The following is a 24,561-nucleotide window of genomic DNA, read 5'->3' on the forward strand; positions in this document are numbered from 1 at the left end:
GTCAAGCCCCCGCTCAGGGTTTACCACGGGGACAGCCGCCGTTCCTGCGGTGCTGCGGCCATCTGCCGGGCGGCAATGCCGGTGATGACATGTCCGTCGGCGGTCATGTGCCGGCCATACAGCCGCGTACCCTGTTCGAACGCAGGAACCGCGCGCAGGAACGTCGCCTCGAACTGGCCGGTTTCCAGGTCGGCGGTGATTTCGAGGTCGGTGAATTCCAGCATCGTGCGGCTGAGCGTGTACTGGCATTTATAGGCGCACTCCTTGGCACTGAAGATTAGCCTTGCCAGCAGGCCGCGCCCCGGCTCGGGCTGGGACGACAGCCAGGCGCGTTCGGACAGGGTGCATATCTCGGGCGCCAGATCCGGCGCCAGCGGCTCGGCGGGTTCGATGTCGATGCCCAGGGCGGGAAAGCTGCGCGTATCCGCCAGCACCGCCGCGCAAAGGCTGTCGCTGTGCGAGATGCTGCCGGTCAGGCCATCCGGCCAGATCGGCGCGCGGTCGGCCCCTGCCGGCACTGCGACCGGCGGCTGGCCCATCTGCCGCATCGCCGCCTGCACCGCCGCGCGGCCCGCCAGAAATTCGTGCCGGCGCTTTTCGCGGGCAGAGGCGATGGCGCGCGTCTCGGCGGCAAAGGCGACCGGCTGCGGCGCTGTCGGGTCGGTGACCGCCACCGCGACCGGCCGGGGAAAGAGCGCGCGAATGGTGTCCTCCAGCCTCGTGGTCGGAATGATTGCTCCGGCGACGGTCATGACGGCTGCCTTTCGCGACCGGCCCGCATCGCGCGGCGTTTCGACATCGTCGCGGCGCGCTCGTTTTCGTCCGTCTCGGGTGCGGGGGCGGGTGCGCCGCCGCCGCTGCCGTCGATGTGCCGGGCCAGGTCGCGCAGCACCGGAAAGCGAAAGATGTCGGTGATCGCCAGCGTCGGCAGGGCAAGGGCCTCTCGTATGCCGCGATGCGCCTGCACCGCCAGCAGCGAATGCCCACCGAGATCAAAGAAGTTGTCCCCGGGCCCGATCTGGGACACGCCCAGGACCGAGGTCCAGATCGCGGCAATGCGGCGTTCGGTGTCCGAGGCATCGGCGGCGCTGACCGGCTGCGCCGCCGCGCGGCGCGGCTTGCGCGCGGGTTCGGGCAGAGCGGCGCGGTCGATCTTCTTGTTGGGAGTCAGCGGCATGGCGTCGATCTGCATCAAGTCGGTCGGCACCATCGCCTCTGGCAGCGTCGCCCTGAGACGGGCGCGCAGCGCATTCTCGTCCACCGGCCGCGGGGCGGTGAAATAGCCCGCCAGCCGCAGGTCGCCGGTGCGCGTCTTGCGCGCCACCACCACCGCCTCGGTGGCGCTGGCGGCAGACCTCAGTGCGGCCTCGATGTCGCCCAGCTCGATCCGGTGACCGCGGATCTTGACCTGGTGGTCGTTGCGGCCAAGGAACTCCAGCCCACCATCCGCCGTCCGGCGGGCGATGTCGCCGGTGCGGTACATGCGCGCCGTGCCGTCGCCGAACGGGTCAGGGACAAAGCGGTCCGCCGACAGATCGTCACGGCGCCAATAGCCGCGCGCCACGCCGTTACCGGCGATGCACAGCTCGCCCGGCACGCCAATGGGTGCCGGCGCGCCGGTTTCGTCCAGAACGTATAGGCGGGTGTTGGCGATGGGGCCGCCGATGGGCAGGATAGGGCCGGGATCGTTTGCGCGCACCTCGTGGCAGGCGGACCAGATGGTGGTTTCGGTCGGGCCGTACATGTTGAGGATACGCGCGCCGGTCGCACCGCGCAGCATGTCGGCCAGATCGGCGGGAAATGCTTCGCCCCCGATCAGCAACTGCCGCAGGCCGCGCAGGGCGGTGCGGGCCTCGTCGTTTTCGGTCAGGATACGCGCCATGCTGGGGGTGCATTGCAGATGCGTCACCCCGTGGCGGATGATCTGCGCCGCGACGGAAAAATCGTCATCGGCCAGGCTGGCGGGCGCGTTGGCGGCGTCCATCACCTGTTTCAGGCGGGTGATTCCCTCCATCACCAGCGGCGGCTCGATGCCGTAATCGACCAGGCAGGCGATTTCGGTCACGCCGATCTGTTTGAGCTGCTCGGCCCGCGCGACGCCATCTTCGACGGTGCCGAAGAGGCCCGACTCCTCGAAATAGCGGTCAAAGGCAAATTCCAGGATCGCGTCGACCTCGCTCGCTTCGAGGGTGTCGAGATCCATCTCGAAGGGCGAATTCACCCCCTCGGGCCGCTTGAACGCGGGAAAGACCCAGGCGAACTGCTTGATCAGGCCGGCGGCGCTGGCCAGGTAGGATTTCATCGGCCCGTGCGCCACCTTGCGCGCGGTTTCGCGGTCCTCGGCGATGAAGCTGTGCAGCATCAGGGTGACTTTGAAATCGGCGGGGTCGTGGCCCGCCCCGCGCAACGCCGCGTGGTAGAGCTTGATCTTTTCCGCCACCTCGTCGATCGACTGGCCCAGCAGGTGGGTCAGCACATGCGCGCCGTGTTCGCCGGCCTCGCGCCAGGTGTCGGGGTTGCCGGCGATGGTGACCCAGCATTCCGGTGCCTCTGACACCGGGCGCGGCAGGGTCTTGACCGGGATCATCTTGCCGTCGCGGTCGGGGAATTCCACCGCTTCGCCCCGCCAAAGCCGGCGCAGCTTGTCCAGCGCGTCGAAGAGGGCACGCTTGTTGTCGGGCGGGCTGTTCTCGGGGCGCAGGACAAAGTCATGCGGGTGCCAGCCAGAGGCCATGCCAAGCCCCGCGCGCCCGTTCGTCAGGTTGTCGATCACCGCCCAATCCTCGGCTATGCGGGCGGGGTGGTGCAGGGGGGCGACGATGCTGCCCGCGCGCACACCGATGTTGCCGGTGACCGCCGCCACGGCAGCACCCGACACGGCCGGGTTGGGATAGGGGCCGCCAAAGGCGTGGAAATGCCGCTCGGGCGTCCAGATGGCGGCAAAGCCGTTGGCGTCGGCATAGCGCGCGGCGTCGAGCAGCAGTTCGTATTTCTGCCGCCCCGGCCCGTCATCGTTGCCCCAGAAATAGATCGAGAAATCCATCGGCCGCCCGCTGGCCGCGATCGGTGCGTTTGAGACGGCGGCGCGGGTTTCGTCGCCCGCGATCACCACCTTGAAGCCGCGCGCGAGGGTGTGGAACAGTTCCAGCACCGAGATGTCGAAGCCGATGCTTGTGACCGCCATCCACACCGCGCCCTCGGGCCGGTCGATATGCGCATCCATGCCGCAAAAGAAGTTGGCGACGTTGCGATGGGTGACCATCACGCCCTTGGGCTGGCCGGTCGAGCCGGAGGTGTAGATCAGATAGGCTAGGTCGTCCGGCCCGCTGCCGCCATCGACATCGCCTGCATCGGTGGTGGCGGTCTCTTCCATCCGGAGGATCTTGGCGCCGGTGTCGGGCAGCAGGTCGGCGGTTGCGCCATGCGCCAGCACCACCCGCGCGCCGCTGTCGCGCAGGACGTGTTCCAGCCGGCTGGCGGGGTGGTCGGGGTCGAGCGGCACATAGGCGCCGCCGGCCTTGAGGATTGCCAGCGCCCCGACAACCAGGTCGAGCGAGCGCCGCAGGCACAGCCCGACATGTACGTTGCGCCCCACCCCGGCGGCCTGTAGGGCCTGCGCGGCGCGGTTGGCGCGGGCGTTCAGTTCCGCGTAGCTGAGGCTTTGACCCTCGAACACCAGCGCGGTGGCGTCGGGCGTGCGGGCGGTCTGAAGTTCGAACGCGCGGTGAATGGTCACGCTGGCATCGTAATCCGCGCCGCTGTCGTTCCAGTCATGGATCAGCCGGTCGCGTTCGCCCTGTGGCAGCGCGCGCAGATCGGCCATGCGCAGTGTCTCGGGCGGGGTGGCGGTGGCGCGCTCGATCATGGCGTCGAGGCGGGTCCGCAGCAGCGCGCGGGCATCGTCATCCAGGCGGGCGCGGTCGAATTTCAGCGTACAGGTGCCATCCTCGCCCAGGATGGCGGCAATGACGGCGCCGGCGGGGGGCTCTGCCCCCTCGGTGATCGCCACCTGCGGGGCGTGCAGCCCGGTCAGCGCCGGGTCGCGCAGCGGCAGGTCGGCGGAAAAACCGCCGTTATCTTTTGCCGCGCCGGTTTCGGCCGTCAGCGCATTGGCGGCGGCCTTTAGCGTGGTGTCGGCATCGGCGCTCAGCCCCAGCGGCACCCAGGGCGTGGCAATGGCGGGCTCGCGCGCGCAGGCGTCGGCCAATTCGGCGGGAACATAGGCGACATCACCGGCGTCCTGTCCCGCGCTCTGCAGTGCCCACGCGGCGAGGATCGCAACCGTCGCCTCAAGCCCCAGCCCAGCGGGTAGCGCCACGGTTTCGCCGGTCCAGTCAGGCGCGGCGTCGGTAGCGGTGGCCAGCGGCACCGTCACCGGCTGCGCCTTTTCAAGCCGCGCGCGCCAAAAGCCCTGGCGCCGGGCCAGCCGCTCGGCCACCTCTTGCGCCTCTGCCGCCTGCGCCGCGTCAAGCGTTGGCAGGGTGTCGTCGGTTTCCAGCCGGTCGTGCAGCGCGGTAGCCTGGCCCGTGGCATCGACAATCCGCGACAGGCGCAGCGTCCCGTCCGGCGTGGCCACGCGCAGGCTGTCGTCCGAAACCTCGGTCACTTCACCCGGCGCGGCCTCGCCTGCGACACCGTCAAGCTGTGCCTCGCGGACGAAAAATGTCTCGTTCCCCACCAGCAGTCGGGGCAGGCCCAGCGGGTTCCAGTAGCCGCCGAAATCGAGCGCGCGCACCATCTGCGCCAGCTCTGCCGCCGGGCGGGTAAAGTCGAGGTATCCTGCCCCGGCGGGCCGCTTGGTGCCCGCGAAATAGCGCCGCCCGATGTGTCCCTGTGGCCGGGGCGACAGGGCGTCGGTTTCGATCTGGCTCACCAGCGCGGCAAAGCTGTCGAGCGCGGCGGCGTAGCACTTGGAATTCAGCGAATGCGCGGTCTCGTCCCCGGCAATGGCCACCTCGCGCGTTGCCAGGATGTCGCCGGTGTCTATACCGGCCTCCATCATGTGCCAGGTGACGGCGTGGGTCTGCGCCCCTTCCAGCAGTGCCCAGACGGGGGTATTCAGCCCCGCCATGCCCGGCAGCGGCCCGTCGTGAAAGTTGATCGCGCCCCGCTTGGCCAGCGCCAGTATGTCGGTCGGAATGACCGTCAAGTTGGCGATGCTGAACAGCCAGTCGAACCCGTCCACCCCGTTCGTGTGCAGTGCCTCGGGCGTGTCATGCAGGGCAATACCGTGATCTGTGGCCCAGTCGCGCAGTTGCGGGTTTCGCGTGACCACGGCGCGAATTTCGTGGCCGCGCTCGGCCAGCAGGCCGCCGCAACCGGCAAGGAGGGAATCGTCGCCAACCAGTACACAGGAAAAACTCGTCATTACTAATCCTCCATCACGGGATCGGGGTTTGGGGGTGTGGCCGCGTGCGCCGCCGGCCGGGCGATGTTGCGGGCCGTGTGCACGATGAGGTCACGCAGGAAATGCGGCGGGTCGAGCAGCGGTTTGCCCGTCAGCACCACCCGCAGCCGCCACAGCGTGCCCCCGGCGGCGCGCGCCAGTGTGGCGAACAGGGCATAGGTGCGGCCGTGGTTCTTGGTGAAATAATGCAGCCGCGAGTCGAACCAGTATCGCGGCGTGCGGGTCCAGCGTTTCATACCGGTCGAGGATGACCCCTCGTGCAGCACCAGGCTGTCCGTCACATACCAGGTTTGCCACCCGGCGCGGGCGGCGCGCAGGCAAAGGTCAGTCTCCTCGAAGTACAAAAAAAACGTCTCGTCGAAGAAGCCGATCTCATCAAGCATCCGCCGCCGCATCATGGCCGAGGCCCCGGCGACCCAGTCCACCGCGCAATTCTCGCGCGGCAGCGGCAGCGGGATGACGGCGTTTTTCAGTGCGCGGGTGATGATGCCGGTACGCGCCGCGCCTTCCAGCTCGCCCGCGACGGTGGGAAAGCGGAATGCCGTATGGTGGGGCGTGCCATCGGTGCCGGTGATGGCGCTGCCCGCGATGCCGGCGCCGGGGTTGCTGCGCATGAAGGTCAGCAGGTTGCGGATCGCGCCGGGCTGGGGAAAGGCGTCGGAATTGAGCAGGTAATAGAAATCGGGCTGGCTGCCATCCGACAGCCCGGCACGCATGGCAAAGTTGTTGCCGGCGCCAAAGCCGCCGTTCCGGGCCGATTGCAGCAGCCGCACGCGCCCGTTCGCGCCCCAGCCATTGCGTTCGATCGCCGCCGACAGGACGGCGCAGGAATCGTCGCCAGAGGCGTTGTCGACGACGACGATCTCGCCGCTGACGCCGGCCATCTCGCGCACCGCCGCGTCGAGCGCCTTGAGCGTCAGCTCGGGCGTGCGGAAGTTCAGGATGATGGTCAGAACGGTGGGCTCGGTCATATAGTTCACTCCGCCGCGGCCAGGGGGGCCGTTCCAATGGTCGCCGGTGCGCCCGTTTCGGCCTCGTGGATGAGGCTGTCGATATGCTTGGCCAGCACGCTGACATTGGGCGTCAGCACCATGCTGTCATGGTCGCCCGGCACCTCGATCACCGTCAGCGCCGGTGCCCAGCGCCGCCAGCCGTTATCCTCGAACACGTACTCGCGCTCGGTACTGACCCAGTTGCCGCCCGATACCTTCCAATGCCGGTCGAGCGGCGGGCGGAACAGCGCCAGCGGGCCATCCCACGGGCGCAACTCGTACCGCGCCACCGCGCCGCGGAATGCCATCTCGATCCGGCGGTTGTTGAAGCCCCCGTCGTCATCCGTCTGTGTTTGCCCGGCGGCGCGCGCGCGCTTGGCCTTTTCCCAGGCCCAGCGGTTTCGCGCCCATTCCAACAGGTAACCCGGCCCGCCCCGGCGGATGTCGTGCAGCTTCATCAGCGCCTTGTCGACGGGTTTGAGCGCCGGGCGCACCGGCAGGGGGGTATCCAGCATCACCAGCATCGCCACCTCGGCGCCCTGGGCGCGCAGCTGGTGGGCAATCTCATATGCGGTGATGCCGCCACCGGAGAAGCCGCCGACCAGGTAGGGCCCCTTCGGCTGGATCGTTCGCATTTCCTCTATATAGGCGGCGGCGGCCTCTTCGATGGTCTCGTGCGGGGCTTCGCTGCCGATCAGGCCGCGCGCCTGCAGCCCGTACACCGGGCGGTCGCCCATCAACAGTGCCAGGTGGCGCAGGTTGAGCACGTTGCCGAACATCCCCGCGACGATGAATAGCGGCGTGCGCCCCGCCTTGTCACCGCCGTTCAGCGCCACCGCATGGCGAAGGCCCTGTTCCGTGGCTTCCGGCTCGTCACCCCTGGCGGCTGTCGCAATGCGGCCGCCGCGCGTGTCGATCAGTGCGGCCAGCGCGGCGATGGTCGGTGCCTCGACCAGCACCGAGATCGGCAGTTGCACACCCGTCTCGCGCTTGACGGCGGCAAAGAGGCGCACCGCCAGCAGGGAATGCCCGCCCAGGTCGAAAAAGCTGTCGTGAATGCCGATCGGGTTGATGCCCAGCAGCCCTTCCCACAGTTTGGCGAGGCGGTTTTCCGTTTCGGTCTCGGGCGCGGCATAATCGGCGTCAAGCTGCGGCCGCTCGAAGGATTGCGACTGGCGCTCGGGTTCCCGCGTGTCGGCAAGGCGGATCAGGTCGCCCAGGGCCACCGGCGAGATGGCGATCTGTGCGTCGGTCCGTTCCAGCGCGCGGTTCAGCGCCTCGGCCCCCTCTTCGGGGCGGATGCCCAGCGCCAGCATGCGTTGCATCTGCCGGTCGGCCGCGCCGGGCGCACGCGTTGGCGCACCATCGGAAAAAATCACGTCATCGGCAGAGGTAATCGGCGCCGATTCCAGCGTGGCCGTACCTGCCAGCCGCTGCATCTGGAAATCCTCGATCTCGGCGATGATGGTGCCGTCGGGTGCGGCCAGCACCACGTCGAATGCTGCCACCCCGGCCCCGCCATCGGTCTCGGGGCGCAGGCTGACATGGCTGATGATTTCGGCCGGCATCACCTGCCAGACCCGGACACGGCCATAGCCGACCGGCACCCACAGCCGGTCCGGCGTATACCCCTCGATCAGTTCCATCGCCCAGCCGGTGGCAAGGTCGAGCATGGCGGGGTGCAAGGTGAAACCGGCATCACGGTCGCCGCGCGCACTGTCGGGCAGCGCCAGCCGGGCCAGCCCTTCGGCCCGGCCGATCCGGGCCTCGCGCACCACCCGCCAGCGCGGGCCAAAGGCAAGATGCGCCTCTTGTGGCGAGGTAAAACCATTCGTATCCGTATGGATTGAAGGCGTGCCACAGTACCCGTCCAGCGCGGCGATGTCCAGCGGTGCGGGCGGCGCGCCAGCGGGCCGGGCCAGCCGGGCCTGCGCGTTCAGCACCAGCCCCTCGCGCCCCTCGACGCGGGCGGTGCCGCGGATTTCCAGCCGGGTCTGCCCGCCTTCGTCACGGCTGCGGATCTCGACCATGCGGGGCGTGTCGCCGGGCAGGTCGAGCGGGCGCAGAAAGACCATGTCGTCCAGTTCCACCGGCAGCGCGCCACCGGTGGCGAGATGCGATTGCAGCGCCAGTTCGACAAGGCCGGTGCCGGGCATGACGGCAAACCCGGCGGCGGTGCGGTGTTCATCGACGACCCAATCCTTGCCGGGGTCGAGCGTCAGCCGCGCGCGGCGGGTGCCGTCGGCATCCTGTGCCACCGCGTCGATCAGCGGCGCTTCGGCGGGGGTCCAGTCGGGCGCGTCGCCGCCTGCCTGCTGCGCGGCCATGCGCGCGGCCATGCCGACCTCGGCCCAGACGCCCCAGTCGATGGCCAGAACCCGCGTTTCCCCACCGCTGCGTGCACGGGCGAACGCGTTGAGGTATTCGTTGGCGGCGACATAGTCGATCTGCCCCTCGGGCCGGGTGACGGTGCTGGTCGAGGAACACAGGATCATCACGTCGAGCGCGCCATCGGGAAAGAGGGCATCAAGCACTCGCAGCCCATGCACCTTGGGGGCAAGCACGCGCTCGATATCCGCCACCTCCTTGCCCAGCAGGGGCGCATCGTCGATCACGCCGGCGGCATGGATTACCCCGTGGATCGCGCCGAATGCCGCGCGCGCCCTGTCGACCGCCTGGCGCATCTGTTCGATGTCGCAGATATCAGCCCGCTCCACGCGCGCCGTTCCGCCCAGCGCCTCGATTTCCTGCAGGGCGCGGATGCGGCGGGCGGTGGGATGGGTGTCGGCATGGGTGTCGAGCACGGATTGCCACTCTGCCCGTTCGGGCAGGGGGCTGCGCGAGACCAGCACGATGTTGGCCTTGTGACGGCGGGCGAGGTCGCGCGCGATGCTCAGCCCGATGCCGCCCAGTCCGCCGGTGATCAGGTAGGTGCCGCCGTCGCGCAGGACGGGCTTGTCGCCTGTCCCCACGGCAGGCAGCGGCGCGGGTTTCCATTCCTGTTCATAGCGCCGCCCATCGCGCCAAGCGGCGGTGGTGGTGGCGGGATCGGCCAGCAGATCCTCAAGCAGGGCGTCGATGGGCATGGTGCCGGGGGTGTCCGTCGCCGCCCCGCGCAGACGGGACAGCAGGCCGGGGCGAGGGGCGTTGGCCCGCTGCGGAATGTCCAGAGTTGCGACCGTCACCCCCGGCAATTCGCGGGGAATTACCCCCGCCGGCCCGGCGATGGTGGCCTTTTCGGGATAGGGAAATGCCTCGTCCGTGACCCGCGCCGCGCCGGTGGTCAGCACGGTGATGTGCACCTGTTCGGGGTGTTCAACCGCCTCAAGCGCCTGCGCCAGGTGGGTCAGGCTGAAAAGCCCGTGTTCCATGTTGCGGGTATAGAAATCGCTGCCGGGGCGGAACGTTTCATCCCCCGTGACCAGCCAGGCATGCAGAATGCGCCCGGGCAAGCGGCCATCACCCGCCAGCGCCTGCATCAGTTGCGCATATCCCTCGCCCCCCTGGTCGGGGGCCAGGCGATAGGCATCCGCCCCGACCCTGGCGAAACAGTCGCCGGGGCGCACGGTGGTGACGGTATGCCCGGCGGCGGTCAGCCGCTGCGCCGCCGCGTCGGTAATGCCGGTGTCGTCGGCAAAGACCAGCCATGTCTGCGGATCATCGCCGCCAGAGGCCGCCAGCGTCTGCGCGTCGCAAGCGGCGAAACGCGGCTGCCAGACCGGGCGATAGCCCCAGTCGGCAATGTCGTCGCTGCGGGCCAGGGCCGGTGTTCCGGCCCCTTGCTGTGCGGTGCCGGGTTCGATGAAATAGCGCGCGGTCTGAAAGGCGTAGGTCGGCAGGACGACGCGGTTGCGCCGCGCCTCGCCCCAGACCTGTTGCCAGTCGGCCTCGACCCCGGTGGCCCAGAACCGGCCGACCGTCGCCAGCAGGTACTTGTCGTCGGCGATGTTGTCGTCGGGGTGGCGCAGGGCGCTCAGCACCCGGTCGGGGCTGACAGAGCCGTGCATCCGCGCCAGCGAGCTAAGCGCCCGTCCCGGCCCGACCTCAAAGAACACCCGATCAGGCCTCTCAGCCAGCGTTGCGATGCCGTCGGCGAAACGTACGCAGTGGCGCAACTGCCCGGCCCAATAGGCGGGGTCGGTGGCCTCCTCCGGGGTGATCCAGTCGCCGCTGCGGTTCGAGATGAACGGGATCTCGGGCGGCGACAGGTCAAGCCGGTCGAGAAAGGCACGGAACTCCGGCAGGATCGGGTCGAGCATGCGCGAATGCGCCGCGATGTCGATGTTGACGCGCTGGCATTCTATCTCGCGCGCGGCCAGCGTGGCCTGCAACCGTTCCAGCGCCTCGTTCGGGCCGGAAACGGCGCACAACCCGTCCGCGTTGACGCTGGCAATGTCCAGGTCAGGGCCGATCAGGGCCTCCAGTTCGGCCTGCGGCAGCGGTACGCTCAGCATTCCCCCCGGCGGCACCCGGTCAAAGAGCCGCCCGCGCAGCAGCACCAGGTCGATGCAATCCTCGAACCGCATCACCCCGGCCAGCGCGGCGGCGGTGTTTTCGCCCATCGAATGCCCGATCAGCGCGGCGGGGCGCACGCCCCACGACATCCAGAGCTGCGCCAAGGCGTATTCCACGATCATGATCAGCGGCAGTTGCACGGAGGGCTGCAAGAGCGCGGCCTCGGCCGCCTCGCGCGCCTGCGGGTCCGGCAGCCAGAGTGCGCGGATGTCATGGTCGATCTGGCCTTGCAGATGCTTCAGCCCGCGATCCATCCATTCGGCAAAGGCCGGCTCGGTCTCGTAAAGGTCGCGCGCCATGCCGGCATATTGCGCCCCGCCACCGGGGAACATGAACACCACGTCCGGCGTGGAGCCGGCGGGCTTGTGCGTGAAGACCCGGCGCGGATCGCCGCTTTCCAGCAGGTTTGCGGCCTCTTCATGGGTTTCGGCCACCAGCACGCGGCGATGGGCAAATGCCGCGCGCCCAGTCTTGAGCGTATAGGCGACATCGGCCAGCGGCTGGTCGGGGTTGGCGCGCAGATGCGCCGCCAGTGCCTGCGCATTGGCATCAAGCGCGGGTTTGTTCTGCCCCGAGAGGCACAGCACATGAAAAGGCCAGTCCGATTCCTCGGATGCGGCGCGCGCTGGTGCCTCTTCAAGGATGACATGGGCGTTGGTGCCCCCGACGCCCAGCGAATTGACCCCGGCGCGGCGCGGCGCATCGCCTGCCGGCCATTCGGTCAGCCGGTCGCAGACGCGAAACGGGCTGGTGTCAAAGTCGATGGCGGGGTTGGACGCCTCGAAATTCAGGCTTGGCGGGATCGCCCCGTGATGCAGCGCCAAGCTGGCCTTGATCAGCCCGACGACACCGGCGGCGGTGTCGAGATGGCCGATATTGGTCTTGACCGACCCGATGCGGCAGAAACCTTTGCCCGTGGCGCTGCGGCGGAAGGCCTCTGTCAGGGCGGCCACCTCGATCGGGTCACCCAGGTAGGTGCCGGTGCCGTGGCATTCGACATAGCCGATGGTGTCGGCGGGGATACCGGCGTCCTCGATCGCGCGGGCGACGGCGGCGGCCTGCCCGTCGACGCTGGGCGCCAGGTAGCCGGCCTTGGCTGCGCCGTCATTGTTGACGGCGGACCCCCGGATGACCGCCCAGATCGGGTCGCCATCGGCCAGCGCATCCGACAGGCGGCGCAGTGCCACGACGCCCGCGCCGCTGCCGAAAACCGTGCCCTGCGCGCGGTGGTCGAAGGCGTGGCAATGCCCGTCGGGCGACAGGATTTCGTTTTCCTTGAAGACATAGCCGCGCCCCTGCGGCAGCTCGATGGTCGATCCGCCCGCCAGCGCCATGTCGCACTGGCCCGCGCGCAGCGCCTCGCAGGCGTAATGCACCGCCACGAGCGAGGTCGAACACGCCGTCTGCAACCCCAGGCTGGGGCCGGTCAGGTCGAACACATGGCTGGCGCGGGTGGACATGAAATCCTTGTCGTTGCCGGTGTGGCGCAACAGGAACGTGCCCACATCCTCGACCAGGTCGGGGTTGGAACAGATGTTGGACCAGAAATAGGTGCCCATGCCGCAGCCGGCGAAGACGCCGACATTGTTGCCCGCGCGCGACGGCACGCGCCCGGCCTGTTCCATCGCCTCCCAGCAGACTTCGAGGAACTTGCGGTGCTGGGGGTCGAGGATGGCGGCGTCCTTGGGCCCGAAGCCAAAGAATTCGGCATCGAAATGGTCGTAACCGTCCAGCCGTGCGGCGGCGGGCACATAGTTGGGATCGGCCATGACCTCGGGCTCTTCGCCCGCGGCCCTGAGCGCGGCCTCGTCAAGGCGTTCGATGCTCTCGACGCCCGCCGCCAGGTTGCGCCAGTAGTCATCGACAGACTGGGCGCCAGGCACCTTCAGCGCCATGCCGACGATGGCAATAGCCTCTTGTTCCCGTGCGTCCGAATGCCGGTTACTCATTACTGCCCCTTGCGAAGTGACCCGAATTGCCAGCGCAAAGCATCGCATCCGAGGGTGCCCTGAGGCTATTCAACTGTAGCGTCATATCGAAGGTCAAATTCCAACCGTTTGAAAATAAACAATAATCAATAGTACCCGTATTGCGGGAAAGGCTATGTTGCCGCGACAATTTCCATATCGGACCCAAATTGTTTGCGAATCAGGAACAGCCCCTGTCGCATCCCTTGTGCTTGTGGTGATTCCGTCGCCATGCTCGCCGTCACGACAGGACCGGGCGCGCCCCGCGCCTCTTTTCTTTCGGCGTGGCGGCGCGCGGCATCTCGCGTTCGCAATAGCCCAGAACCGCGCCGGCAATGAGCCAAGTATAGGGCGTGAGGATGGCATTGATCAGCATGTCGACCAGGGTAATCGCCAGGATCAGCGCCAGCGCCGCGGCCACCCGCGAGGGTGTGCCATGCCGCAGCCGCCGCCAGAGCAAATAGAGCGGTGCTGCCAGCAGCCCCATCTTGCTGAGATAGCCAACCCAGCCGAAGGTCCCGAAAACGATGATCCATTCCCCGTCGGGAACCGAGATCAGTTCGCCCGTCTGCAAATCACGCACCAGGTTGCGCCCCCAGACACCCCAGCCGAAGAGCCATCTTTCGTGTGCACGCTCCAGCAGCATTTCTTCGTTCTCGAAGCGATAGCCGAGCGATTGCGCGCGGGCAGGGTCGATCGCCTCGGCCCAGGCCAGCAGGCGGTCGATGGGCACCAGGTCGTAATCGCGCAGGATCGGGTAAAGTATCGCGATCACGGCGAACCCCAGTGCAAGGCGCACCTGCAGCCGGGGCGAGGTCAGCAACAATACGGGCACCAGCGCCAGCCCATAGAGGAACGGTGCCAGGCTTTTGCAAAGGTAAAGAACGAAGGCCAGGTAAAGCATCGCCGCCATGAACCGGTTGCGCGTGCCCCGCTCCGCTTCGCGCCCCAACGCGGATGCCGACAACAACGCCGTCATGAAGAAAAAGGCGATCCACAGCCCGTGCGGCAGGAACACGATCGGGCGAAAGCCGCCTTCGCGCATCATCTGGCCGAAATCGTGCTGGAAAAAGCCATAGACCCAGGTGTTGATCTGCGGGCTGAGGCGGACCTCTGCCAGCGCCGGCACCGAATAGGCCAGCCCGCCCACCACCAGCGCCAGCAGCAACTCGCGCGTGCCGGCGGGCGATGACAGGAACGACCAGCCCAGGATGAATGGAATGAGCGTGATGGCCTGCGACGACAGAACCGAGGCAACGTCGATCAACCGCAGTCCCGGCAGCGAATGGGTGACGAATGAAACCGGCTCGGCCGCGAACATCGACTGGAAATGGATCGGATCGGTGTTGGTCAGCACCGTGGCGATGGTCCCGGCCATGAATGTCACCAGCAGCAGCCGCACCATTCCGGTGTTGGGCCAGACCGGTACCCGCCGCCGCGCGATCAGGATGCAGAACAGCAATGCGCAAAGGTTGGGTATGGATGTCTTGTCGAAATCAGGCACCAGCGGCAGGTCCAGCGTGGCCCGCGGCGGCAGCAGCAGGTAGCCGCCAAGGATGCTCCAGATAATTGCGCGTTCCAGCCCCATGCGGCGGAACATCAGCAGGCAGACCACCGGCCAGATCATCAGCATCAGGTATGCAAAGGCGTTGGGCATGGTTATCCTGTCAGCCCCGCGCCGGGCGCCGAATACGGCTGGCCCAATCGCGTGTTGCGGTTATAGGGTGGGGCGGGGCAATGGTACAGCGGGCCTGGCAGGGGCGATCCTCGGTGCAATTCAACATCGGTGACAGGGAAATTGCGGTCAATATCCGCGACTTCGACCAGCTTTCCGCTGAAATCCGGAGGCGTTTCAGCGCGCGCCAGGGGTTCGCGCTGGCGACGATCAACCTCGATCACCTGGTCAAGCTGCGCTGCGATCCGGCATTTGCCGCCGCCTATGCCGCCCATGATCTGGTGGTGGCCGACGGCAACCCGGTTGTGGCGCTGTCGCGGCTGGCCGGGCGTCCGGTGGCGCTGTTGCCCGGCGCCGATCTGGTGCGCCCGCTCTGTGCCCTGGCCGCAGGGGCGGGGGTGCCTGTTGCGCTGGTGGGCAGCGACGACGACACGCTGGCGCGCGCAGCCGGGCGGCTGATGGCAGAGATGCCAGGCCTCGACATCGCCTGGTGCCACGCCCCGCCGATGGGCTTTGACCCCGAAAGCGCCGCCGCCGATGCGGTTTTGGACGAGCTGAAAAGCCGGAACATAGGCCTGTGCCTGCTGGCGCTCGGCGCGCCGAAACAGGAACGTCTGGCCGCGCGCGGCAAGGGCCAAACGCCCGGTGTGGGCTTTGCGTCGATCGGCGCGGGGCTGGATTTCATCGCCGGGCGTCAGCGGCGCGCGCCCCTCTGGATGCGCCGCCTGGCGCTGGAATGGCTGTGGCGCGCGCTGGGCGATCTGCGCCGGCTGGGGCCGCGCTATGCCCGCTGCATCGCCATCCTGCCGGGGCTGATGCTGGCGTCGCTGCGTCTGCGTCTGTCTGGGCGTGGCGATCATGGCTAGCGATACTCGATCAGGTTTGCGCGCCGGTGCAACAGCCGGCGGGTGTTATAGCGCAGTACGCCCTGTGCCTCGGCGAACTTGCCCAGAACGGTGAATGCCGCCCATTCCCACGAGATGCGCCGCGACGGCCCCTTGCGGGCGGCCAGCCGCAGCACCTGTGCCGGATAGACCAGCACCAGTGCCAGCGCGGCCGGGTGCAGAAACCCCGTCAGCACGATCAGCATCGGCAGGCCCGCCCCCCAGATCAGCGCGCGGCGGGTCTCTGCCACCCAGTGGCGTTCGGGCGGGGCGCCGTGCAGATGCGCGCCCTCGGCAAAGGCATGGCCCGCCCGCAGGCTGCGCCGCCACCACTGGCCAAACCGCGTCATGCGCGCATCGTGCCGTGTCATCGCCGCATCAAGTCGCCAGATCAGCCATCCCGCCTGCCGCAGGCGCACGCAGAGTTCCGGCTCCTCGCCCGCGATCAGCGTGGCGCGGTAGCCGTCCACCGCATCGAGTGCCGACAGCCGCATCAGGGCATCGCCGCCGCAGGCGCGGGTTTCTCCCGCCGGCCCCTGCCATTCCAGGTCGCACAGCCGGTTGTAGACCGAGGCGCCGGGGTGTTCCTCGCGCCGTTGGCCGCAGACCGCCGCCACCTGTGGGTGGTCCGCCAGAAAGCCGGCGGCGGTGCCGATCCAGCCGGGCACCACCGTGCAGTCACCATCGACGAACTGCACCAGGTCGCAAGCCTCGCGGTCGAGTTCGGCCAGCCCTGCATTGCGCGCCCGTGCGGCGGTAAAGGGTATGGCGGGGTCGAGTTCGACCATCCGCGCACCTGCCTCTTGCGCGCGCGCTACGCTGCCATCGGTCGAGCCGGAATCGACATAGACGATATCGCCCACCGTGCCCCGCAGCGAGGCCAGGCAGGCATCCAGCCGCGCGCCTTCGTTCCGGCCGATGACGACGGCGGCGATGCGGGGATATGGGGCGGTCCGGTTCATGGCCTAACCCAGCACCGGGGCCATCTGGGTGACGAAGCGTTCGCTGCTTGCGTAGTCTGCCAGTAGTTCAAAGGCCGCGCGCGCGATGCGCTGGCGGGCGGGGGCGTCGGCCACCAGCCAGCGGACCTTTTCGTCCATGTCGGACAGGTCCCATTGCACCGGCACATAGGTTTCGCCGGGGACAAAGATGTCGGGATCGGTGGCGACGTGGCTCATGTCCTGCTTGAGCAGCACCGCGCCCATCAGCACCGCCTCGTAATCGCGCCAGCAGACCTCGCCATAGCCGAAGGGGCTGAAACAGACCTTGGACCGTGCGAGTTCGCCCAGGAAACGCGGATGCCCGACACCGGTGTCGGTGATCCTGCGCAGCCCGTCCAGCGCGTCGACGGCGGTCGCGCATTCGCGGCGCATCGCCGCGTACCAGGGCGACCCCTCGGTCGCCAGCCGCGCATGCAGGTCGATGGGGCGCGCGCCGCTAGGTATCCGCCCGCCCGCGAATGCCGGCAGCATGAAATCGGCGGTCACGAAGGAGGGGCCAAGCAACACCTTGTCCCAGAACCCCGGCGGGATGGGGAACTGTGTGGTCTCGTGTTCCAGTCCGAAGCGGCGGCCATAGTGATCCATCAGCGTGGTGTCGCCATATACCGGCGCATCATAGCGGGCCCGGTCGCGCAAGAGGTGCTTGGTCACATACACATCGACCTCGGGTCCGACCCTGTGCGCCAGCCGCAGGTCGGTCGGCGCGAACCAGTCCAGATAGACCAGCCGCGCGCCGGGGTTGCGGGCGCGGATCGTGTCCAGCAACTGGCCAAGATCGGCGTCGGAAATGTCGAACGCTGTCTGGAATGCAACCGTCGTGGCGCCCGCCGGCAAGTCACCGCCCGCCAGCCATGTCGCGGTATCGACCTCGCGGATCTCGGTGTCGTGGCGCGCGCGGATGGCGCGGGCATAGTGATGGAACGGAAAGATCTGGCTTTGCGGAATGCGGTGGTCGATCGACAGGATCAGCAGCCGACGCGCCGCATCACCGGAAAACGGCGCGCGCAGCGGGCCGCGGCGGCGGCTTTCGTGCTGCGCCACGGCAAGTTTGCGCCGGATGCGCCAGGCGATCATGCCATGCCCCCGCCGGGTCCGGATATGCCGGTTTGTGTCATCATTCGTCCCTGCTCGTTTGCGGGAAACAATACACGGCTCTCGGCCAGAATGATGACCAAATTCGGCCCATGCCGTGGCCCATTGGTGGGGCAGAGCAGGGTTGGCGCAGATTGACCCTTGCCGTGGCGGGCCGGAATGCGTTCCTTGGGTCATGTCCATTCGGCCGGGCCATGAACGCTGGGGCGATCACGCCTCCAACAGCGGCTGTACCCGTACCGCCAACATCATGGGCTCACCCGACTGGATGCGCGATAGCTCGCCGCCCGAGGCGTGCGGTGCCGGCTTGCCTATTGCAGGTCGGAAAAGGCCTCCTGCAGCCGCGTGATCGCCTCCTGCAGGCGCGGGCGTGCTGTGCCAACATTGAAGCGCAGGCAAGTCTCGCCGCCGGTGCCGAAATCGACCCCGCGCGAGGGCGCGATGCGCGCCTGCCCGTCGACCCTTTCCAGCACCTCGTCCATGCCCATGCCGGTGCCGGAAAAATCGACCCAGGCAAGATAGGTCGACTGCATCGGCATCGCGCGCAGACCCGGTATCTGCGCCATGCCGTCATTGAAAAGCTGCGCGTTGCCGGCCAGGTAGGCCACCAGCGTATCGACCCATTTCGCCCCGCGCGGGGAATAGGCGGCGCGGGTCAGCTCTATCCCCAGCAGGTTTGGCTGCACCTGGTGCGCAATCAGCGCGGTCTGAAACCGGCTGCGTTTTTCCGGGTCGGGGATGGTGACGGTGCCCAGCCGCGCCCCGGCGATGTTGAAGGTTTTTGACGCGGCGGTCAGCACCAGCGTTCCCGGCGCGGCCTCGGGCGCGGCCACGAGGAAGGGGGTAAAGTTCTGCCCCGGATGGATGAGGTCGTGATGGATTTCGTCGGCGATGATCAGCAGGTTGTGACGCTCGCAGATAGCGGCCAGGCGACGCAGTTCATCTGGCGTCCAGATGCGCCCTGCCGGGTTGTGGGGCGAGGAAATGAGCATCGCTTTTTCCCGCCCGGTCAGCCCGGCCTCGAGCGCGTCGAAATCCATGTGATAGACGCCGTCGCGGATGACCAGGGGTGATTCGTGCACGGTGCGCTCGCAAAGGCGGATCTTGTGCGAAAACTCGTGATAGACGGGTGAAAAGATGATGATCTCGTCGCCCGGATCGGTGAAGGTTTCCAGCACCTGCGCGATGGCGTGGCCCAGCCCGGCAGTGTTCGACATCCATTCTGGGTCGGCGTCCCATCCGTGGCGTTCGCGCATCCACCAGGCCACGGCCTGCCGCGCCGGTTCGTCAGAGGCGAAATAGCCGTAATTGGCCTTGTCGAGCAGCCCCTGCACCGCCTCTTGCAGAAAGTCGGGCGCGCGAAAATCCATGTCCGCCACCCACATGGCGATGCCGTCATCGGGCGAAACACCGCTATAGGCCTGCATCCGGTCCCATTTGGCCGAATTGGTTCCGCGGCGGTCGATCACTTCGTCGAAATTCATGTTGCCTCCGGTTTCGCCGATCTGCGGCACGCTATCGCATTGGCAGGCGGGCGCAAGGGCGTTGCGGATCGCGCGCCCATCACCTACATCAGCGCCATGAAACGGCCCATCCTGATCCACCCCGACCCGCGGCTGAAAAAGGTCTGCGCGCCCGTCGACGACCTGTCGGACGAGCTGCGCCGCCTTGCCGATGACATGCTGGAAACGATGTATGACGCCCCCGGTATCGGGCTGGCGGCGCCCCAGGTTGGGGTGCTGAGCCGCCTGATCGTGATGGATTGCGTCAAGGACGAGAACGAAGCGCCCCGCCCGATGGTGATGTTCAACCCCGAGGTCGTCGCCGCCTCGGACGAGATGAACACCCATGAAGAGGGCTGCCTGTCGATCCCCGAGGAATACGCCCCGGTCACGCGCCCGAAAGAGGTCGAAATCCGCTGGATCGACCCCGACGGCAACGAGCGACAGCAAGCCTTTGACGCATTGTGGGCAACCTGCGTGCAGCACGAGATCGACCATCTGAACGGCAAGCTGTTCATCGACTATCTGGGGCCGATGAAGCGCCAGTTGATCACCCGGCGAATGCAAAAGCTCAAGCGTGAAAAGGCGCGGGCGTGACGGTCAGGCGTTGCCTGCCCTGGCCCGACCGGCGGCTGCGGACCGCCGCCGCGCCAGTTGACCGGATCACCGATGAGACGCGCGCCACCTGGCAGGACATGATCGACACGATGGAGGCGATGCCGGGCGTGGGCCTGGCGGCGCCGCAGATCGGGGTGATGCAGCGGCTGGCCGTGGTCGATGCCAGCACCGAGCGCGGTCAGGCGGTGCGCATGGCCAATCCCGAGGTGCTGCATGAAAGCGTCCAGTTGCGCGCCCATGAAGAGGCCAGCCCGAACCTGCCCGGCGTGTCGGCCACCATCGAGCGGCCCCGCGCCGTGACCGTGCGGTTCCTGAACGATGACGGAGAGACCGAAGAGCGCGATTTCGTCGGCCTATGGGCCACCTCCGTTCAGCACCAGATCGACCATCTGAACGGGCGGATGTATTTTGACCGTCTCAGCAAGGTCAAACGGGACATGCTGTTGAGAAAGGCAAGAAAGGCGGGCTGAACCCCGCTCGAAAGGGTGCGATGCGCATAGTTTTCATGGGAACACCCGATTTCTCGGTTCCGGCGCTGGAGGCGTTGCTGGATGCCGGGCACGAGGTCGCGGCGGTCTATTGCCAGCCACCCCGCCCGGCGGGCCGGGGCAAGAAGCCCCGCCCCAGCCCGGTACAGGCGCGGGCCGAGGCGCTGGGCCTGCCCGTGCGCCATCCCGAAACCCTGCGGGACAAGGCCGCGCAGGCCGAATTTGCGGCATGGGACGCGGCCGTGGCGGTGGTTGTGGCCTATGGCCTGATCCTGCCGCAACCGGTGCTGGACGCGCCGCGCCTGGGCTGCCTGAACATCCACGCCTCGCTGTTGCCGCGCTGGCGCGGGGCGGCGCCCATCCAGCGCGCGATCATGGCCGGCGACGATGAGACGGGCGTATCCATCATGCAGATGGAGGCCGGGCTGGACACCGGGCCGGTGTTGCTGCATGAGGCGGTGCCGATCGGGGCCGAGGACACCGCCGGGGACCTGCACGACCGGCTGTCGGCGCTGGGCGCGCGGCTGATCGTTCGGGCGCTGGCGGAGTTCGATACGCTGACGCCCCAACCACAGCCTGACGCAGGCGTCACCTATGCCGGCAAGATCGACAAGGCCGAGGCGCGCATCGACTGGACCGCCACGGCGCAGGTGGTGGACGCACACATTCGCGGCCTTTCGCCCTTTCCCGGCGCCTGGACCGTGATCGGCGGTGAGCGGGTCAAGCTGCTGGCCTCGCGGCTGGCCGAGGGGCAGGGCGCGCCCGGCGAGGTGCTGGATGATGCGCTGACCGTGGCCTGCGGCGAGGCGGCGGTGCAAATTCTTCGCTTGCAACGGGCGGGCCGCGCGGCACAGGATGCAGATGCGTTCCTGCGCGGCATGCCGCTGCCACCGGGCACGCGGATCTGAGGGAGAGGCCATGTTCCTGCAGCTTTTCGGCACCGTCGTGATCGCGGGGATCGTCGGCTATGCCAGCGAACGCTCGGGCTTTACCCGCAACGGGTATATCCCCTCGATCATCATCTGCGTGGGCGGGGCTTTCCTGTTCTACTTCCTTCGCATCATGTTCGGGCTGGGGTTCGGTTCGCCGGGTGTGAATGCCATCATTTCCTCGATCGGTGCGTTGGTGATTGTGCCGACGCACTGGCGCAAACGGCGATAGGAGACCCTTGTCATGCTGGCTGTCTGGCTGATCATCATCGGTGCCGCGGCGGGGTTTCTGGCCACGCGGATGATGCGACTGGAAACCAATATCGTCACCACCATCGCCATCGGCATCGCCGGTGCGCTGGTGGGCGGTCTGGTGCTGCGGGTGCTGTTGGCGATGATGGGGATGCTGGCCGGGCTGGTCGGCGCGGTGCTGGGCGCGCTGCTGCTGATCTGGGCCTGGCAGACCTGGATCGAAAAGCGAAAGTAGCCGTCATTCATATCCAAAATCTTGAAAAGATTTCGGGCCGCTTTCTTTCGAAGAAAGCGGTGCGTTGCGCTGGCGTGTCAGCCAGCGCACGGGGCTGCGGTTGCAGAAAATCACGATCTGGCCGGCGTTTTCCGCCACCTGGTAACCGCGGCGGTCGATTTCCTGCATGAACCGGCCCATACCGGCGAAGCGTTCGATATCCCGGGCTTTGCGCCGGATCACGCCGCCCTGCTGGACTGCCTTGCAGGCGAACAGGTCGTTCAGCCAGATTTCCGGCGACAGGGGCGAATTGCGGCTGTGCATGCCGGCATGTTGCGGGAGGATGGTTAAGACAGGGTAAATCCGTGCCTGACACTCAGCCCTTGGCACTTGCGCGTTTGAACGGTTTCATCCCTTCGCGCGCCAATTCGTCGGCGCGCTCGTTCTCGGGGTGGCCGTCGTGGCCCTTGACCCATTCCCAGCACACCTCGTGGCGGGCCTGTGCCGCGTCCAGCCGCTCCCACAGGTCGGCGTTCTTGACCGGCTTCTTCGCGGCGGTCTTCCACCCGTTCTTTTTCCAGCCGTGCATCCAGGCGGTAATACCGTTCTTCACATAGGCGGAGTCGGTGACGATGGTGATGCGGCTCGGGGTTTTCAGGGTTTCCAGCGTGGCGATCGCGGCCAGCAGCTCCATCCGGTTGTTGGTGGTCACCGCCTCGCCGCCCTTGAGCTCGCGTTCCTTGACGACGCGGCCGCCGTCGAGTGCCTGCAACAGCACGCCCCAGCCGCCGGGGCCGGGATTGCCAGAACAGGCGCCATCGGTATGGGCGACGATCTCAACCATGGGCGAAACGCATGAACCGGCCGGACATCACGCCAGTGCCACCCCGATGACAAGGCATGTCAGAACAACCGCCGTCAGCGTTAACCGTATCCCCATCCACCATTGGGGTGCCGCCCCGTGCCGCCAGAACCACCAATCGAAGGTCAGGATGACGGCAAAGCCCGCGATCAGCGACAACCCCGACGCCATCGCGCCACCGCCGATCATGAAAAAGGCCCACAGCATCGGCAGGACCGACAGGATATAACCCTGGGTCGCGTTTTCGTCCGGAAGACGAGAGACGAACCCCAGCAAGGCGCCCCCCATGAAGGACAGAAGAACCGCGCCAAAATAGAGCATCACGTAAAGCCCGACAAAGCGGGGGCCGATCGTCTGCGCCGCCCAGAGGCCCAGATCGGGCAGGAGCACCGTCAGAGCCCCCCAGACAAAGGGGATAAGTCCGGCGAAATTCATGATCAGTGGCGTGCGGGGTATTCTCATGCGGCCTTCTCCATCGCAAGCCGCGCGCCCAGCGTCGCAAAGACCGCCGCGAACCCGCGGTTGAGCCAGCGCATCGCGCGTTCAGAGGCCAGCAGCCGGTTGCGTGCGGCTGATGCAAAGTTGCCGTAAAGAACGAAGACGACGAATGTCAGTCCCATGAAGACGGCTCCGAGGTTCAGCATTTCGATAGTTGCGGTGGACGCATCGCCGGACAGAAAAGGCGGCAGCAGCGCCAGGAAAAAGATCGAAAGTTTCGGGTTCAGGATGTTGATCAGCGCGCCGCGGCGGGCGATCCGCGGCGCGGGATCGGAGCGGCGGTTGGGGCGCACTGCCAGCGCGTCATCGGATTTCAGGGCCTGCCATGCAAGCCAGAGCAGATAGGCCACCCCCGCGAATTTCACCGCCTGAAACAGCAGCGCCGAGGTATGCAGCAACGCCGCCAGTTCCAACATCGCCGCCAGCAGGTGCGGCACGATCCCCAGGGTGCAGCCCAGCGCCGCCCAAGTCGCGGCGCGCCGGCCCTGCCCCAGCCCGATGGCGAGGGTATAGATCACACCGGTGCCCGGCGCGACGACGACGACAAGCGCGGTGATGAGAAATTGCAGGGTCATGACCGTGTTCCTGTTTGGCCGCGCCAGTGGGGCCACAGCCACGGCGGGGTGTCAACCCGGTCCGGGTCCGCCGGGGCCAGGGTCATGCCGGTTCCCGCACGGTGCGGGGCAGCTTGAACTCGACATTTTCGGTGGCGGTCTCAACCGTCTCCAGCGTCACCTCATAGCGTGCCTTCACCGCGTCGATCACCTCGTTCACCAGCACCTCGGGGGCACTGGCCCCGGCGGTCAGCCCCAGCCTGCGCACGCCGTCAAGCGCGCGCCAGTCGATATCGGCGGCCCGCTGCACCAGCTGGGCATAACCACAGCCCGCCTTGCGACCGACCTCGACCAGCCGGCGTGAGTTCGATGAATTCGGCGCGCCCACCACCAGCATCGCCTCGGCGCGTGACGCGATGGTCTTTACCGCCTCCTGCCGGTTGGTGGTGGCATAGCAGATGTCTTTCTTGTGGGGCCCGACGATGGCGGGAAAGCGCGCCTTCAGCGCGGCGACGATTTCGGTGGTGTCATCGACCGACAGTGTCGTCTGGGTGACGAATGCCAGCCTGTCGGGGGCGCGCACGTCAAGGCCGGCCACATCGGCGGGGGTTTCCACCAGCAGCACCTCGCCCGGGGGCAGCTGGCCCATCGTGCCGATTGTCTCGGGGTGGCCTGCATGGCCGATCATCACGATCTGCATGCCCGCCTCGGCGTGGCGCTCGGCCTCGATGTGAACCTTGGACACCAGCGGGCAGGTGGCGTCGACATAGATCATCTCGCGGCGGGCGGCCTCGGCCGGCACCGCCTTGGGCACGCCGTGGGCGGAAAAGATCACCGGCCGGTCGTCGGGGCATTCGTCGAGTTCCTCGACAAAGATCGCGCCCTTGGCGCGCAGATCGTCGACCACATATTTGTTGTGCACGATCTCGTGGCGGACATAGACGGGCGCGCCCCATTTTCCGAGCGCCATCTCGACGATCTTGATCGCCCGGTCGACCCCGGCGCAAAACCCGCGCGGGGCGGCAAGGTAAAGTGTCAGCGGCGATTTGGTCATGCGGCCTCCGGTCTGCGGGCAACAGGTAAAGCCATGCGCCGCCCGCGTCCAGAGCAA

Annotated in this window: 19 protein-coding genes; 6 read left to right on the top strand and 13 right to left on the bottom strand. The window is 67.4% G+C overall.

The features are described from left to right. Positions 1-20 precede the first annotated feature (20 nt). From DL899_RS06375 to DL899_RS06395, 5 genes are all read right to left on the bottom strand, one after another. Positions 21-752, bottom strand: coding sequence for a 4'-phosphopantetheinyl transferase family protein (locus DL899_RS06375; RefSeq protein WP_111733159.1), 732 nt, complete (start codon positions 750-752; stop codon positions 21-23). Further along, the gene (locus DL899_RS06380) at positions 749-5,368 is read right to left on the bottom strand and encodes a MupA/Atu3671 family FMN-dependent luciferase-like monooxygenase (protein ID WP_111733160.1); all 4,620 of its coding nucleotides are present in this window, start codon (positions 5,366-5,368) and stop codon (positions 749-751) included. The genes DL899_RS06375 and DL899_RS06380 overlap by 4 nt, the downstream gene beginning before the upstream one ends. 2 nt (positions 5,369-5,370) lie before the next feature. After that, a complete protein-coding gene (locus tag DL899_RS06385; protein WP_111733278.1) occupies positions 5,371-6,378 on the bottom strand; it encodes a glycosyltransferase family 2 protein in 1,008 nt (335 codons plus the stop codon). A 5-nt stretch (positions 6,379-6,383) separates the two neighbouring features. Beyond that, positions 6,384-12,863, bottom strand: a complete 6,480-nt coding sequence (locus tag DL899_RS06390; protein WP_111733161.1) for a type I polyketide synthase — start codon at positions 12,861-12,863, stop codon at positions 6,384-6,386. Between the two features lie 259 nt (positions 12,864-13,122). Beyond that, positions 13,123-14,538 carry a hypothetical protein gene (locus tag DL899_RS06395; protein ID WP_111733162.1) on the bottom strand — a complete coding sequence of 472 codons (1,416 nt, stop codon included), beginning with the start codon at positions 14,536-14,538 and terminating at the stop codon, positions 13,123-13,125. Positions 14,539-14,618: 80 nt separating this feature from the next. Here DL899_RS06395 and DL899_RS06400 point away from each other — a divergent pair, with 80 nt between their 5' ends. Next, positions 14,619-15,422 carry a WecB/TagA/CpsF family glycosyltransferase gene (locus tag DL899_RS06400; protein ID WP_111733163.1) on the top strand — a complete coding sequence of 268 codons (804 nt, stop codon included), beginning with the start codon at positions 14,619-14,621 and terminating at the stop codon, positions 15,420-15,422. On the opposite strand, the gene DL899_RS06405 is transcribed toward DL899_RS06400, so the two are convergent. The 3 genes from DL899_RS06405 to DL899_RS06415 form a co-directional block, all read right to left on the bottom strand. Further along, the gene (locus tag DL899_RS06405; protein WP_111733164.1) at positions 15,419-16,402 is read right to left on the bottom strand and encodes a glycosyltransferase family 2 protein; all 984 of its coding nucleotides are present in this window, start codon (positions 16,400-16,402) and stop codon (positions 15,419-15,421) included. The two genes, DL899_RS06400 and DL899_RS06405, sit on opposite strands and share 4 nt — an antisense overlap. A 3-nt stretch (positions 16,403-16,405) precedes the next feature. Then, a complete protein-coding gene (locus DL899_RS06410; RefSeq protein WP_111733165.1) occupies positions 16,406-17,515 on the bottom strand; it encodes a glycosyltransferase in 1,110 nt (369 codons plus the stop codon). Positions 17,516-17,844: 329 nt separating this feature from the next. Continuing rightward, entirely contained in the window at positions 17,845-19,017 is a 1,173-nt protein-coding gene (locus DL899_RS06415) for a MalY/PatB family protein (RefSeq protein ID WP_111733279.1), read from the bottom strand. 96 nt (positions 19,018-19,113) lie between these two features. On the opposite strand from DL899_RS06415, the gene def (DL899_RS06420) reads away from it, so the two are divergent. From def (DL899_RS06420) to DL899_RS06440, 5 genes are read left to right on the top strand one after another with little or no spacing between them, the layout of a single operon-like run. After that, on the top strand, positions 19,114-19,632 hold the full coding sequence (gene def, locus DL899_RS06420) for a peptide deformylase (protein ID WP_111733281.1): 519 nt from the start codon (positions 19,114-19,116) through the stop codon (positions 19,630-19,632). Further along, entirely contained in the window at positions 19,629-20,123 is a 495-nt protein-coding gene (gene def / locus DL899_RS06425; protein ID WP_111733166.1) for a peptide deformylase, read from the top strand. The genes def (DL899_RS06420) and def (DL899_RS06425) overlap by 4 nt, the downstream gene beginning before the upstream one ends. Before the next feature lie 20 nt (positions 20,124-20,143). Further along, a complete protein-coding gene (fmt, locus tag DL899_RS06430) occupies positions 20,144-21,049 on the top strand; it encodes a methionyl-tRNA formyltransferase (protein ID WP_111733167.1) in 906 nt (301 codons plus the stop codon). Positions 21,050-21,059: 10 nt separating this feature from the next. Continuing rightward, a complete protein-coding gene (locus tag DL899_RS06435; protein ID WP_111733168.1) occupies positions 21,060-21,302 on the top strand; it encodes a hypothetical protein in 243 nt (80 codons plus the stop codon). 12 nt (positions 21,303-21,314) lie between these two features. Then, positions 21,315-21,557 (top strand): GlsB/YeaQ/YmgE family stress response membrane protein, encoded by a 243-nt coding sequence (locus DL899_RS06440; RefSeq protein WP_111733169.1) that lies wholly within the window; start codon positions 21,315-21,317, stop codon positions 21,555-21,557. 3 nt (positions 21,558-21,560) lie between these two features. Here the strand turns inward: DL899_RS06440 and DL899_RS06445 are convergent, their stop codons facing one another. The 5 genes from DL899_RS06445 to ispH all read right to left on the bottom strand — a co-directional run bounded on the left by DL899_RS06445 (position 21,561) and on the right by ispH (position 24,504). Then, the gene (locus tag DL899_RS06445) at positions 21,561-21,926 is read right to left on the bottom strand and encodes an aspartate aminotransferase (RefSeq protein ID WP_338049648.1); all 366 of its coding nucleotides are present in this window, start codon (positions 21,924-21,926) and stop codon (positions 21,561-21,563) included. After that, positions 21,913-22,380, bottom strand: coding sequence for a ribonuclease HI (gene rnhA, locus DL899_RS06450; RefSeq protein ID WP_111733171.1), 468 nt, complete (start codon positions 22,378-22,380; stop codon positions 21,913-21,915). Before rnhA ends, DL899_RS06445 begins: the two co-directional genes overlap by 14 nt. 27 nt (positions 22,381-22,407) lie before the next feature. Then, positions 22,408-22,860: a DUF3429 domain-containing protein gene (locus tag DL899_RS06455; protein WP_111733172.1), complete on the bottom strand. Its 453-nt coding sequence runs from the start codon at positions 22,858-22,860 to the stop codon at positions 22,408-22,410. Then, positions 22,857-23,471 carry a LysE family translocator gene (locus tag DL899_RS06460; protein WP_111733173.1) on the bottom strand — a complete coding sequence of 205 codons (615 nt, stop codon included), beginning with the start codon at positions 23,469-23,471 and terminating at the stop codon, positions 22,857-22,859. Before DL899_RS06460 ends, DL899_RS06455 begins: the two co-directional genes overlap by 4 nt. Positions 23,472-23,553: 82 nt before the next feature. After that, on the bottom strand, positions 23,554-24,504 hold the full coding sequence (gene ispH, locus DL899_RS06465; RefSeq protein WP_111733174.1) for a 4-hydroxy-3-methylbut-2-enyl diphosphate reductase: 951 nt from the start codon (positions 24,502-24,504) through the stop codon (positions 23,554-23,556). Between the last annotated feature and the right edge of the window lie 57 nt (positions 24,505-24,561).

The sequence above is a fragment of the Roseovarius amoyensis genome, assembly GCF_003260265.1.
GTDB classification, from domain to species: domain Bacteria; phylum Pseudomonadota; class Alphaproteobacteria; order Rhodobacterales; family Rhodobacteraceae; genus Roseovarius; species Roseovarius amoyensis.